The organism is Jatrophihabitans sp. YIM 134969 (genome assembly GCF_054456675.1).
The window spans coordinates 1-13339 of the sequence record NZ_JBTJEQ010000013.1; the positions used below are offsets into that span (position 1 = coordinate 1).

12 protein-coding genes and 1 pseudogene are annotated in these 13339 nt (G+C 73.1%); 4 read left to right on the top strand and 9 right to left on the bottom strand.

Annotation, left to right across the window (positions count from 1 at the left end):
- Window positions 1-180: pseudogene (locus ACXR2U_RS08905) on the top strand (hypothetical protein); the annotation flags it as partial.
- Window positions 181-411: 231 nt separating this feature from the next.
- Here the strand turns inward: ACXR2U_RS08905 and ACXR2U_RS08910 are convergent.
- Genes ACXR2U_RS08910 through fabG form a run of 4 tightly spaced genes read right to left on the bottom strand, consistent with a single transcriptional unit; the run spans window position 412 to window position 4721 of the window.
- Window positions 412-2082 (bottom strand): PP2C family protein-serine/threonine phosphatase, encoded by a 1671-nt coding sequence (locus tag ACXR2U_RS08910; protein ID WP_458824622.1) that lies wholly within the window; start codon window positions 2080-2082, stop codon window positions 412-414.
- A 54-nt stretch (window positions 2083-2136) separates the two neighbouring features.
- A complete protein-coding gene (locus ACXR2U_RS08915) occupies window positions 2137-3195 on the bottom strand; it encodes a ferrochelatase (protein ID WP_458824623.1) in 1059 nt (352 codons plus the stop codon).
- A gap of 26 nt (window positions 3196-3221) precedes the next feature.
- Window positions 3222-3989, bottom strand: a complete 768-nt coding sequence (fabI, locus tag ACXR2U_RS08920) for an enoyl-ACP reductase FabI (protein ID WP_458824624.1) — start codon at window positions 3987-3989, stop codon at window positions 3222-3224.
- 15 nt (window positions 3990-4004) lie between these two features.
- On the bottom strand, window positions 4005-4721 hold the full coding sequence (gene fabG, locus ACXR2U_RS08925) for a 3-oxoacyl-ACP reductase FabG (protein ID WP_458824625.1): 717 nt from the start codon (window positions 4719-4721) through the stop codon (window positions 4005-4007).
- A 64-nt stretch (window positions 4722-4785) separates the two neighbouring features.
- Between fabG and ACXR2U_RS08930 the strand changes: the two genes are divergently transcribed.
- On the top strand, window positions 4786-5733 hold the full coding sequence (locus tag ACXR2U_RS08930) for a quinone oxidoreductase family protein (RefSeq protein WP_458824626.1): 948 nt from the start codon (window positions 4786-4788) through the stop codon (window positions 5731-5733).
- Between the two features lie 6 nt (window positions 5734-5739).
- Here ACXR2U_RS08930 and ACXR2U_RS08935 read toward each other — a convergent pair whose 3' ends face one another.
- Window positions 5740-6699 (bottom strand): endonuclease/exonuclease/phosphatase family protein, encoded by a 960-nt coding sequence (locus ACXR2U_RS08935; RefSeq protein ID WP_458824627.1) that lies wholly within the window; start codon window positions 6697-6699, stop codon window positions 5740-5742.
- Between the two features lie 68 nt (window positions 6700-6767).
- A complete protein-coding gene (locus tag ACXR2U_RS08940; protein ID WP_458824628.1) occupies window positions 6768-7043 on the bottom strand; it encodes a helix-turn-helix transcriptional regulator in 276 nt (91 codons plus the stop codon).
- A gap of 58 nt (window positions 7044-7101) precedes the next feature.
- Between ACXR2U_RS08940 and map the strand changes: the two genes are divergently transcribed.
- Together map and ACXR2U_RS08950 are read left to right on the top strand one after the other, a co-directional pair.
- The gene (gene map, locus ACXR2U_RS08945; RefSeq protein ID WP_458824629.1) at window positions 7102-7872 is read left to right on the top strand and encodes a type I methionyl aminopeptidase; all 771 of its coding nucleotides are present in this window, start codon (window positions 7102-7104) and stop codon (window positions 7870-7872) included.
- A 565-nt stretch (window positions 7873-8437) separates the two neighbouring features.
- Complete coding sequence (locus tag ACXR2U_RS08950) at window positions 8438-9775, top strand: HNH endonuclease signature motif containing protein (protein ID WP_458824630.1); 1338 nt, start codon at window positions 8438-8440, stop codon at window positions 9773-9775.
- A 330-nt stretch (window positions 9776-10105) separates the two neighbouring features.
- Here ACXR2U_RS08950 and ACXR2U_RS08955 read toward each other — a convergent pair whose 3' ends face one another.
- The 3 genes from ACXR2U_RS08955 to ACXR2U_RS08965 are packed head-to-tail and all read right to left on the bottom strand — an operon-like array spanning window position 10106 to window position 13313.
- Entirely contained in the window at window positions 10106-11062 is a 957-nt protein-coding gene (locus ACXR2U_RS08955) for a VWA domain-containing protein (RefSeq protein WP_458824631.1), read from the bottom strand.
- 37 nt (window positions 11063-11099) lie between these two features.
- A complete protein-coding gene (locus ACXR2U_RS08960) occupies window positions 11100-12137 on the bottom strand; it encodes a DUF58 domain-containing protein (protein WP_458824632.1) in 1038 nt (345 codons plus the stop codon).
- A 9-nt stretch (window positions 12138-12146) separates the two neighbouring features.
- On the bottom strand, window positions 12147-13313 hold the full coding sequence (locus tag ACXR2U_RS08965) for an AAA family ATPase (RefSeq protein ID WP_458824633.1): 1167 nt from the start codon (window positions 13311-13313) through the stop codon (window positions 12147-12149).
- Window positions 13314-13339: the final 26 nt, after the last annotated feature.

The following is a 13339-nucleotide window of genomic DNA, read 5'->3' on the forward strand; positions in this document are numbered from 1 at the left end:
GCGCAGGCGCGACGGCTGCGGGCCGTGCTCGACCTCGCGGTCGCCGACCCGGCCGGCGGCGCCGTCGACCGGCTCGGGATGGCCACGCGGCAGGCCGCGCTGCGACCCCTGCTCACGGCGGTCCGGCGCGCGCGGATGGCCGCCTGCAACGCGCTCGTCGAACCGGCGCCGGACGCCTGACGGCTGCGGGACCGACCCCGGACAGAGAGGAGAGGTGTCGCCAGATCCACGGGGGAAGACCAGGCGACACCTCTCACCCCGGACCCTGACAGGTCCGTGGTCCCCGTGCAAGCCGGACCCACCACACCACCCCACGATCGCTCGCGATTTCGTCAGGAACCGGACAAACTCGCGCACGGGTGTGACGAGACCGTCCGGGCGCGCGGAGTGGTCGGCGCCGAACGGCGTCGGTCAGACCGGTCGCAACGGCCGGGCGGAGCCCACCCGCGTGGCGTCGAACCGCCGACGGGTCGACGCCAACCGCAGCGCGACCAGCGTGCGGTCGTCCCGCGCGCGGCGCTCGAAACCGGCGACGTCGGAGAACACCGCGTCGACCGCGGCCGCCAGCGTGTCGCCCTCCCGCAGGCGCGCGCCGACCCGGCCGACGATGCGGCCGGTCCCGAACTCGAGGTCGTCAGCAGGGTCGCGGGCCTCGATGACACCGTCGGTTGCGGCGATCAGCAGGTCGTTCGGGGCGAACCGGTGCCGTCGTTCGGTCCAGATCCGGTCGGCGAGCAGCGCCGACAGCATCGGACCGGTCGGCGGGAGGTCGACGCTGTCCCACTGGTACGGCGGCACCGGGTCGGAGCCGGCCGCTGCGACCGCCCGCATGACGACGGCGTCGAGGTGGCCCGCGCTCGCGTAGACCAGCGACCCCACCTCGCGGTCGGCCACCGCGAGGAACACGGTGGCGAACAGCTCGCCGCTTGCCACCCGCGCGTTGTCGGGGAACTCGGCGATGATCGCGGCGACGGTGGACAGCGCGGTCGCGGGCGACTGGCCCGCGAGCAGGGCGCCGCGCAGCATCCCCTTCAGCCGCAGGGCGTACACGCCCGACGCCGCGCCGTGCCCGGCGACGTCGCCGAGCACGATGCCGACCCGGTGGTCGCCGAGGGTGACGACGTCGTACCAGTCGCCCGCGAGCAGGCCCTCGACCGGGTCGAGCCGCCCCGCTCCCTCGAAGCCGTCCTGCTGCCAGGGTGCCGGCGCGAGTGCGTCGCGCAGGGCGAGCACCGCGGGACCCTGCTGGTCGAGCGCCTCGGCCGCCCGGCGTTCGGCCTCGAGCGCGTGGACCAGCGCCCGCCGCATCCGGTCGACGTCGGCGGCGACCGCCACCACCTCGGCCGGGCCGTGCACGTGGACGGAGTCGTCCCAGGCACCGTCGGCCACCCGCCGCGACGCCACCTGCACCCGGCGCAGCGGGACGATCACCGAACGCCGGAGGATGAGAGCTGCGCCCAGCAGCGACAGCAGCAGCACCACCAGGACCCCGATGATCAGGCCGGTGAGGCGCGCGCGCAGGTCCAGCGAGGCCGCCACGGACGTGCGGTACGCGGCGTCGAGGTGCGCCCACAGCGCCCGGGCGCTGGCCCCGACCGCGAGCTGGGTCGTCCGGGAGGCCGGGGACGCGACGATCGCCTCCGCCGCCTCGTCGCGGCCGTCGGCGGCCGCGGCCGTCGCGGGCACCGCGACCGTCGCGTTCCACCGGTCGGCCGCACCGACCAGGTCCGCGACCAGGGGTTCGGCCGTCGTGCCGGCGAGTTCGGCGCGCAGGGTCGCGACCCCCGACCCGAACGCGGCCCGCGCGCCGTCCGCGCCGGCGCGCTCAGCGGGATCGGCCGTGACGACGAACGAGAGCACGGCGTTCTGCTGCTGCAACACCGACGCCACGGTGGTCGCGGCGTCCGCCCGGGCCTTGCTGGCGGCACGCGTGGCGACGCCCTGGTGGTTCCACTGCACGAGGGTCACCACGAGGACGATCGCCGCGGCCACGACGATCACGCCCTGCACCGCGACAAGCGTCAGCAGCTGCCCGGTGACGGAGCGGAGGACAGCGCGCTGCCGCCTCATGTCGGGGGACATGACCGGACCGTAGTGCAGTGGGACCGCCGACGCGCGGCGGCGGACCGTGGTCCCTCAGGCGGCGCGGCGCCGCGGCGCCGGGCAGCAGCCCGCCGGACAGTCGATGCCGGTGCGGCCCAACGGGCTGCAGCCGACCGCGGGCACCTCGCCGGTGCGCTCGGTCACGAGCTCGCGCACCATCGTCACGAACTCGGGGTGCACGCCCGGTGTGGCCGCGCGGGCGAACGCGAGCCCGAGCTCGGCGGCGGTCTCGCGGGCCTCCTCGTCGAGGTCCCAGAGCACCTCGAGGTGGTCGGAGACGAACCCCGTGGGGGCGACGACAACCGCCGTCGCGCCCTCGGCGGCGAGGGCGCGCAGGTGGTCGCTGATGTCGGGTTCGAGCCACGGCACCTGCGGCGGGCCGGAGCGCGACTGCCACACCAGGTCGAACGGGGCACCCTCCCCGCGGACGGTCTCGGCGACCAACCGGGCGGTCTCGTGCTGCTGGCGCGAGTAGAGGTGGCCCGCGTCGGTCCAGGCCAGACCGGCCTGCTCGTCCATCGACGACGGGATCGAGTGGGCGGTGAACACCAGCCGGGCGGCGTCGCGCCGGTCTTCCGGCAGCTCGGCCAGCGCGGCCCGCAGGCCGTCGGCGTGCGCCGCGACGTAGCGGGGGTGGTCGTAGAAGTGCCGCAGCTTGACCAGCTCCGGTGCGGTCTCCCCCACCTCGGCCCGGGCACCCGCGAGGTCCTCGCGGTACTGCCGGCAGCCCGAGTAGGAGCCGGTGGCGCTGGTCGCGAGCACCAGGGCGCGCCGCACGCCGTCGTCGCGCATCCGGCGCACGGTGTCGGCCACGAGCGGGTCCCAGTTGCGGTTGCCCCAGTACAGCGGCAGGTCGATGCCGTGCGCGGCGAACTCGGTGCGCAGCGCGTCGAGCAGGGCGCGGTTCTGGTCGTTGATCGGCGAGACCCCGCCGAAGTGGTGGTAGTGCTCGGCGACGTCGGCGAGCCGCTCGTCGGGCACACCGCGTCCCGCGGTCACGCGGCGCAGGAACGGCATGACGTCGTCGGGGCCTTCAGGACCGCCGAACGACAGCAGCAGGAAGGCGTCGTAGGCGTGGTGCGGGGAGGTCACCCCTCCTGTCTACACACCCGGTTCCCTCACACGCCCATGGCGTGGAAGCCGCCGTCGACGTGGACGACCTCGCCGGTGGTGGCGGGCAGCCAGTCCGACATCAACGCGGCGATGCTGCGCCCGACCGGCAGGGCGTCGGCGATGTCCCAGCCGAGCGGTGCGCGGGGCCCCCACGCGTCCTCGAAGGCGGCGAAGCCGGGGATCGACCGCGCGGCCATCGTGCGGACCGGCCCGGCGGAGACGAGGTTGACGCGGATGCCACGGGGACCGAGTTCGCGCGCGAGGTACCGGTTGGTCGACTCCAGCCCCGCCTTGGCCACGCCCATCCAGTCGTAGGCCGGCCACGCGACGGTGGCGTCGAAGGTCAGCCCGACGATCGACCCCCCGCTGTCGGGGAACAGCGGGAGCGTTGCCTTGGCCAACGATGCGTACGAGTACGCCGAGACCTGCACCGCGGTCGCGACGTCGGACCACGGCGCCTCGAGGAAGTCGCCGCCGAGGCAGCTCGCGGGCGCGAAGCCGATGGAGTGCAGCACACCGTCGACGTGGTCGACGTGCTCGCGGACCCGATCGGCGAGGCTCGCGAGGTGTTCGTCGTTCTGGACGTCGAGCTCCACCACCGGCGCCGGCTGCGGCAGCTTCCGCGCGACGCGTTCCACCAGCGACATCCGCCCGAAGCCGGTGAGCACGACCGTCGCGCCCTGTTCCTGCGCGACCTGCGCCGCCGCGAACGCGATGGACGCGTCGGTGATCACCCCGGTGAGGAGGAGGGTCTTGCCGTCGAGCAGTCCCATGTCGAGAGCCTTTCTCTAGATGCCCATGCTGACGCCGCCGTCGACCGGCAGCACCACACCGGTGACGTACGAGGCGCCCGGGGACGCCAGGAACACCGCGGCGGCCGCGATGTCGTCGACCTGACCCATGCGCGCGAGCGGGACCGAGCCGAGGACCTCGCGGGTGCGGTCCTCGGTCATGGCGGCGGTCATGGCCGTCTCGACGAAGCCGGGGGCGATGACGTTCGCGGTGATCGAGCGGCTGCCGAGTTCGCGGGCGATCGAACGGGCGAAGCCGACCAAGCCGGCCTTGCTGGCGGCGTAGTTGGCCTGACCGGGCGCGCCCATGAGACCGACGACGCTCGAGACGTAGATGAGCCGTCCGCGGCGCAGCCGCAGCATCTTCGACGCGGCCCGCTTGGTCACCCGGTAGGCGCCGGTGAGGTTCGCGTCGACGACCTTCGTGAAGCTCGCCTCGTCCATGCGCAACAGCAGGGTGTCGTCGGTGATCCCGGCGTTGCTGACGAGGATCTCCACCGGGCCCTGCTCGGCCTCGACCGCGGTGAACGCGGCGTCGACCTGCTCGGTGTCGGTGACGTCGCAGCTGACCGCGAACGCACCCTCGGGGCCCCCGGAGCCGCGGTGGGTGACGGCCACCTTGTCGCCCTGCGCGAGGAAGGCCTGGGCGATCGCGAGCCCGATCCCCCGGTTGCCACCGGTGACCAGGACCGACCGCGGTTCAGCTTCGCTCACGGCCCCGAACCTAGCCGATCTGCCGGGCGCGACCCCACACGCACGGTCGGCTACGTTCGGCGGCGTGCGAGGCGTCCAGATCACCGAGTTCGGCGGCCCCGAGGTCGTCACCGTGGCCGAGTTGCCCGAACCCGAGGCCGGTGCGGGCGAGCACGTGCTCGACGTCCTCGCGTCCGGTGTCAACTACGCCGACACCCACCAGACCGAGGACAGCTACCTCGCCAAGCAGCAGTTGCCGTTGATCCCCGGCAGCGAGGTGGTGGTGCGCGGTGCCGACGGCCGCCGGCTGCTGGGCTTCGTGTCCGGCGGCGGGTACGCGGAGCGCATCGCGGTCGACCCCCGCCGGTTGTTCCCGATCCCCGACCCGGTCGACGACGCCGCGGCGCTGACGACACTGGTGCAGGGTGCAACGGCGTGGCACCTGCTGCGGACCTCGTCGCATCTCGCCCCGGGTGAGAGCGTGGTCGTGCACGCCGGCGCGGGCGGTGTCGGCACGGTGGCGATCCAGCTGGCCAAGGCCTGGGGTGCGGGGCGGGTCATCGCGACCGTGTCGTCGGACGCCAAGGCCGAGCTCGCCACCTCGCTCGGCGCGGACGCCGTGGTCGACTCCCGCTCGAGCGACCTCACCGCCGCGTTGCGCGAGGCCAACGGTGGCAAGCGGGTGGACATCGTGCTGGAGATGACGGGCGGGCCGGTGTTCGACGCCTCGCTCGCGGCCCTCGCGCCGCTCGGTCGGCTGGTCGCGTACGGCCAGGCGTCGCGGCAGCAGCCCACGCCCGTGGCGCCCGGTGCGCTCATGGCCCGGAGCCACGCCGTCATCGGGTTCTGGTTGGTGCACGTCAAGCCGCCAGCGATGGCCGAGGCCGTCACCGGGTTGCTGGACATGATCGCGGCGGGCGAGCTGCGGCCGGTCATCGGCGCGACCTACCCGTTGGCCGAGGCCGCCGCGGCCCACCGCGCGCTGCTCGACCGCAGCTCGGTCGGCAAGCTCGTGCTCGACCCGGCGCGGTAGGGCGTCCTAGTCGAGGTCGAAGACGGCCACGACCGGCCGGTGGTCGGACGGTGCGGGCGTGACGCGCGGCGCCACCCGCGGGCGCACCCCCACGCTCGGGACCTCGAGCGGGACCGTCCGTGCACTCTGCAACGATCCGACCAGGGCGTGCGAGACCAGCACGTGGTCGATGAGTTCCTTCCGGCCCTCGTTGACACGGGAGAAGTCGTCGGGCGGGGTCATGGCGTAGCCGGTGTCCCAGAGCCGCTGGGTGTCACCCCGGTCGGGGTGGTCGAACCCGCCGGTGCCGATCTGCGAACCGGGCGGGCCGAAGATCAGCTGGGTGGTGGCCGCCTCGGAGGTGTCGTTGAGGTCGCCGCACACGACGACGCGACCGCCGGCGTCGCCGGCCTCCAGGGTGGCTGTCGTCCAGGCCCGCAGGGTGGCGGCCTCCGCGGCTCGACGGTCCAGGGCGTACACCGCGTACCGGGCCCGTTCGCCTTCGTCGCGCGTGTCGAACCGCCCGCCGGGGAAGCTCAGCAGCTTGGACTTCAGGTGCGCGGTGAGCGCGCGGACCGGCGTGCCGCCCGTGGTGGTGGCGGTGACGGCGAGCGCGCCGCGGGGCATGGCGTCGATGCGGGTGCCGTCGTCGTCGACCTGCACGTTCCGCAGGTGCACGGGCAGACGGGCGACCTGCTCGACGTCGGAGAGAGCCCGCGGCGACAGCCACCCGACCCGGATGGCGTGGTCGGCCTCGAAACGGGTCGAGAGCGTGCCGTGCCAGTCGTCGCCCGATCCACCCGCGGCCAGCGCCGCCCGGAGCGCCTCGAAGCTCTCCGGGTCGCCGATCTCCTGCACGCCGAGCAGATCCGGCGCGGCGTCGTGCACGACCGCCGCCAGCGCCGCGATCTTGGCCTCGTACGCCTCGCGTTCGTCCGCCTGGGGCACGAAGAGGTTCTCGACGTTCCACGACATCACGGTGAACATGCGTCGAGCGTGGCACCGGGGTGTGACAGTTCCGGGTCCTCCGGGTGGACCGTGCCCCAACAGGCGGATCAGGAGGCGAGCGAGGCGCCCGACGTGTCGGCGGGGTCCGCGATCTCGGCCCAGACGGCGTCGAGCGAGAGCCCGACGACCCCGGCGACCGCGGCGATGGTGGAGAAGGCCGGCGTGGCGACACGGCCCGACTCGATCTTGCGCAGGGTCTCGGGCGAGATGCCGGCGTCGAGGGCGGTCTGGAGCATCGACCGATCACCACGCGCGCGGCGCAGCGCGGCACCGAGCCGTCGGCCGCGTTCGACCTCGGCGACGGTGAGGGGCAACCGGACCATGCACCGATACTAATACCGGGATAACCTGGCCGGGACAACAATCCCGAACGGAGATCCGATGATCGAGGTCCTCAGCCCGACCGCCCTGCCGCGGGCCCGCGCGGTCGGTGCACTGGTCGGTCGCATCCTGCAGACGGTCCGCGACCGCACCGTCGTCGGCACGAACCTGCTCGAGATCGACGCCTGGACCCGCGCCATGATCGACGACGCCGGAGCGGAGTCCTGCTACGTCGACTACGCGCCGTCCTTCGGCCGGGGACCGTTCGCCCACCACATCTGCACCTCGGTCAACGACGCCGTCCTGCACGGCCTGCCCCACGACCAGACCCTCGCCGACGGCGACCTGCTCACCCTCGACCTCGCCGTCTCCCTCGACGGCGTGGTGGCCGACTCGGCGCTGAGCTTCGTGGTCGGCGACACCGCACGGCCCGAGGACCTGACGATGATCGCGGCCACCGAACGCGCGCTGGCCGCAGGCATCGCCGCGGCCGTCCCGGGCGCGCACGTCGGCGACATCTCCCACGCGATCGGGACCTCCCTGCGCGCGGCGGGCTACCGGGTCAACACCGAGTTCGGCGGCCACGGGGTCGGCTCGACCATGCACCAGGACCCGCACGTCTCCAACGACGGCCGTCCGGGCCGCGGCTACCGGCTGCGCCCGGGCTTGCTGCTCGCCCTCGAACCGTGGGTCATGGCGGGCACCGACCGTCTGGTCACCGACCCCGATGGCTGGACCCTCCGCAGCGCCGACGGCTCCCGCACCGCGCACAGCGAGCACACGGTCGCGATCACCGAGCACGGCGCGGAGATCATGACGGTGCGCCCCTAGGCGACCGCGGCGAGCGGGGTTTCTCTTCGCCGGGACGGGCTCCTGTCAGATGCGCGGTGGGTTCTCGTCCGGGGTTGGTTGGCGCTTGCGGGTGGCGATTGCCCTCGACAAGGACTGGCTCCTAGGAGATGCGCGGTGGGTTCTCGTTCGGGGTGCTCGCGCTTGCGGGCGGCGGTTGCCCTCGGCAAGAACTGGCTCCTAGGAGATGCGCGGTGGGTTCTCGTTCGGGGGGCTCGCGCTTGCGGGTGGCGGTTCTCGCTTCGCAAGGACGGGCTCCTACGTGATGCGCGGAGGGTGCTCGTCCGGAGCCGGTTGCGCTCGCGGGTGGCGGTTGTTCTCGGCAAGAACGGGCTCCTAGGAGAAGCGCGTGCCGTCGCCGTCCGGAGCCGGTTGCGCTCGCGGGTGGCGGTTGTTCTCGGCAAGAACGGGCTCCTCGGAGAAGCGCGTACCGTCGCCGTCCGGACCGACTTCCGCTCGCGGGTCGCAGCTGCGCTTGTTCGAGAAAAGCTCGTGCTCGTCGAGTGATTCTCTTGTCTCGCCCGCTTGTTCGATATAGACTGAGGGCATGGTCGCGGTCGACGAGATGGTTCCCTCGCCCGACCTGCTGCGTGAACTCCTCGCCTTGGATCCCGCTGCTCTGGACGACGAGGAACGGGTCGCGTCGGTGGCCGGGTGGGAGCGGATGATCGCGTTCTGCACCGCCCACCAGAACGACGTCATGGTCGCCGCCTACCGCGACCACGCCGCCCCCGCCGACGGCGGTGAGCCTGACGGTGACGCCGGCAAGTGGTGGGCCGAGCAGCTCGGACTGGCTTTGGGCGTTTCGGGGACGTCGGCCTATCACCGGATGATGCAGGCGGTGACCCTGGTCGAGGTCGCGCCGGCGATCTCCGCGCAGTTGCGGATCGGGGCGATCGGGGTGCACCACGCGCGGGTCGCGGCCAACACGTTGCGCGTGGTGGAACCTGAGGTGGCGCGCACCGTCGAGCGGGAGGTTGTCGACGACCCGGGCTGGCGCACCCCGTCCCAACTGGAGCGGACGTTGCAGGCCGCGATCATCAAGCACGACCCCGAAGGGGCGAAGGCCCGCAACCGGGAACGGCGTCGCGAACGGGACGTGCGGGTGCGGGCCGAGGCGGACGGGATGTGCTCACTGTGGGCTCTGCTCCCCGCCGAGCAGGGTCATGCGGTGGCGAAGACGATCGACGCGCACGCTCGTTCGTCGAAGGCCCGCAACGCCCCCGGCGACGACCGCACCTTGGCCAACTGTCGCGCCGACGCCTTGGTGGAGCTCACGCTGCGGCCGGTGCGCCCCGCCACCGTCGAACCCGACACCGGACCCAGCACCGAACCCGGCACTGACCTCGCGACCGCACCGCGTATGCACGGGCAGCGCCCGGAGATCCAGGTCGTCGTCGGCTGGACCACCCTGATGGGGTTGGACGACCTGCCCGGCTTCCTGCACGGCCACGGCGTGATCGACGCCGCCACCGTCCGCCGCATCGCCTACGACGAGTGCGCGACCTGGCGACGCATCCTCACCGACCCGGCTAGCGGCCAACTGCTGGACTACGGGCGGAAGACCTACAGCCCGCCGCGGAACCTCGAAGACTTCGTCATCGCCCGCGACCAGTACTGCCGCTTCCCCACCTGCGACCGACCCGCTGTGACCTGCGACCTCGACCACCGCCACGACTGGAACAACGGCTGCCAGACCCGCCAGCAGTGCCTCGACGCCCTGTGCCGCCGTCACCACCGCCTCAAGCACGAAGGCGGTTGGGTTCACGAGCGGGATCCCGAGGACAACTCCAGCATCTGGACCGACCCCGTCGGAAAACAGCACCGCAAACCGGCGGGGAAACTGCCGACCCCCGAACCCGAGCTCGGCGACCCACCCTTCTAGGTCTCTCCCGCGACTCGACGTCCGGGCTACATCTCGACGCGGAGCCGCGGTGCACGGTGCACGGTGCACGGTGCACGGTGCAACGATGGGATGTCCGCTGGAACAGCCTCGTCGGTCGTGTGGTGCATTCGCCGACGTGATCAGGCCTCCGTGGCCGCGTTCCCCGATGGTGGGGACGTGCCGGTCGAGATCCGCCGATCCGCATCCGCCGCGAGGGGCGTGCCGCCGCCTGTCCACGGGTGACCGCACGCGGTCATCCGTGCGCGCCGCAGCGGACACCACGATCCGGTCGACCCGGGCGCGTCCCGTGGGTTGCCCGTCGCGGTCTGGCTAGGTCAGGCGTCCGGACCAGAGCAGCGAGAGTCCGGCGCCGACGATCGCCACCAGTAGGCCGGCGAGCAGGAACCGCCAGCTGATCTCGCGTTCGGCGGTGGTGTAGCCGATCTGCGAGCCGATGTCCTGGTAGACCTGCCGCAGTTCCTCGGCCGAGGTCGCGGTGTGGAACGTGCCGCCGGTGTCGTCGGCGAGGCGGGAGAGGGTCGTCTTGTCGGCCGGGACCGAGACCACCTGGCCGTCGAGGTCGAGGGTGCCGTCGTCGGTGCCGAACGCGATCGTCGACACCGGGACCTTCGCCTTCTCGGCCGCGGCGGCGGCGGAGCTGACCTTGCGGCCGCGGTTGTTGTAGCCGTCGGAGAGCAGCACGATCCGGGCTGGTGCCGGCTGGTCGTCCTTCGCGGTCGTCGCCTTGCTGAACGTCGCGACGGCGTCGAGGGAGGTGAACACCGCCTCGCCGATGCCGGTGGAGTCGGCCAGCTCGAGGTTGTCGACCGCGACCTTGAGGCTGTCGCGGTCGATGGTCGGCGGCACCACGACGCTCGCGCTGCCGGCGAACTTCACCAGGCCGACGTTGATGCGCGGGGGCAACAGGTCGACGAAGTCCTTCGCCGCCTGCTTGGCCGCGGTGATCCGGTCGGGCAGGACGTCGTTCGCGCGCATCGACTGCGAGACGTCGAGCGCGATGATCACCGTGGCCCGCTCACGCGGCACGCGGACCTTCCCGGTCGGCTGCGCGACGCCGACGGTCAGCACGATGAGCGCGACCATGAGCGCGGCGAACGTCGTGTGCCGCCGCCAGCCCGGCCGCCTCGGGACCACGGTCGCGAGCAGGTCCACGTTGCTGAACCGGGCGACGTAGCGCTTGCGCCGCAGCTGCTGCCAGACGTAGACGCCGAGGATCGCAGCGATCGGCACCAGCAGCCACAGCCAGACCGGTGACTGGAAGTTCACGGTCGAGTCCCTCCGACGGGCGTGACGGTCTCCGTGCTCATCGCACGGCCTCGGCCCGGACGACGCCCGGCGCCGGGGTGGTGCCCGCGCCGGCGTGACGCTGGGCGAGGACGAAGCGGACGGTGTCCGCGACCCAGTCGCGGTCGGTGCGCAGCTGCAGGTGGGCCGCGCCGCCCCGGCGGATCGCGGTGGTGATGGCCCGACGCTGCTCGGCCGCGGCAGCGGCGTAACGCACGCGCACCTCGGGGTCGGAGGTCTGCACCTCGAGCTGCTGTCCGGACTCGGGGTCGACGAACGTCACCAGCCCGGTGGCGGCCAGTTCGAGCTCGCGCGGGTCGACGATCTCGACGGCGAGCAGTTGGTGCCGCGCCCCCAAACCACGCAGCGGCCGCATCCAGTCCGGTCCGACGGCCGGGTCGACCGGGTCGAGGAAGTCGGAGATGACCGCGACCAGCCCGCGCCGACGCGGCGGCCGGCGCAGCGAGTCGACGGCGGCCGCGAGGTCACCGCGCCGGCCGGTGGTGGCGCGCGGGGTCGCGGCGATGGTCTCCAACAGGTGACGCGCGTGGGCGCGTCCACCGCGGGCGGGAACCCGGATCACCTGCTCGCCGGTGGTGATGACGGCGCCGACGCGGTTGCCCGTCCCGGCGGTCAGGTGCACGAGGGCGGTGGCGGCGGCCAGGACCAGCTCGCGCTTCTCCGACCGGCCGGTGCCGAAGTCGAGGCTCGGCGACAGGTCGACGACCAGCCAGGTCTCGAGCTCACGGTCGGCGACGGTCTCGCGCACGTGGGCCTGACTGGTGCGCGCGGTGACCGACCAGTCCATCCGGCGGACGTCGTCACCGGGGACGTAGGGGCGCGACTCCCCCGCCTCGCTGCCCGGACCGGGGACCAGGCCGAGGTGGTTGCCCTGCAGCAGGCCGTCCAGCCGGTGCCGGACGACCAGCTCCAGCCGGGCGAGCAGTGGTTCAGCCGACTCGACGTCGAGCACCTGTTCGAACAGCGGCGCGGCGGGCGCGGCCGACGGGTCGGCGGTGCCGCTGACACCTCCGCGGCGCGGGAATCGCAGAGCCATGGGTGCGGCCTAGGCCGAGCGCTCGCCCCAGCGCGGCTGGCCACCGGACGGCGCACCCTGGGCCGGGCCGGGCTGTCCCGGACCGGACGGCCCGGGACCGACCTGCGGTACCTGACCGCTGCCGGGCTGACCTGCGGGCCCGCCGTAGGGCCGTGGCGGCGGAGCGGGCGGGCCGCCCGCGCGCTGGCGCGGAGCGACCTGCGGCAGCGGGACGCTCTGCAGCACCCGCCGCACGGCCTGCAGGGCGCCGACGCCGTCGGCGATCGCGTCGTAGCTCATGACCATGCGGTGCGGCAGCACGTCGGTGGCGATGTCGAGGACGTCCTGCGGCAGGACGTAGTCGCGCCCACGGAGCAGGGCGAGGGCGCGGCCGGCGGCGATGAGCCCCAGGCTCGCGCGCGGGGACGCGCCGTAGCTGACCCAGGCCGCGACATCGGGCATGCCGTGCTCGGCCGGCCGGCGGGTGGCCACGACGAGGCGCACCACGTAATCGACGATCGCGTGGTGCACGAAGACCTTCGAGGCCGTGCGCTGCAACCGGGCGAGGTCGTCGATGGAGATGACCCGCTGGGCGACCGGCGGCTCGACGCCCATCCGGTAGACGATCTCGCGTTCCTCCGCGGCCGACGGGTAGTCGACGGTGATCTTCATGAGGAAGCGGTCGCGCTGCGCCTCGGGCAGCGGGTACACGCCCTCGCTCTCGATGGGGTTCTGCGTGGCGAGGACGAGGAACGGCTTCGGGACCTGGAACCGCTCGCCGCCGATCGAGACGTGACCCTCGGCCATGACCTCCAGCAGCGCCGACTGCACCTTGGCGGGCGCGCGGTTGATCTCGTCGGCGAGCACGAAGTTCGCGAAGACCGGGCCGAGCTCGGTCGCGAACGCGTCGGCGCCGGGCTTGAAGATGCGGGTGCCGACGACGTCGGAGGGCACGAGGTCAGGCGTGAACTGCAACCGCGAGAACGTGCCGCCGACCGTGGCGGCCATCGTCTCGACCGCGAGGGTCTTGGCGACACCCGGGACACCCTCGAGCAGGCAGTGACCGCGCGCGAGCAGGGCGACGACCATCCGTTCGACCATGCGTTCCTGGCCGACGATGACCCGCTTGATCTCGAACAGCACGCGCTCGAGCGAGCCGGCGTCCGAAGCGGGCGTGGCGGGGCCGGGCTGCGACATCGAACTCCTCGAGGGACGCGACAAGG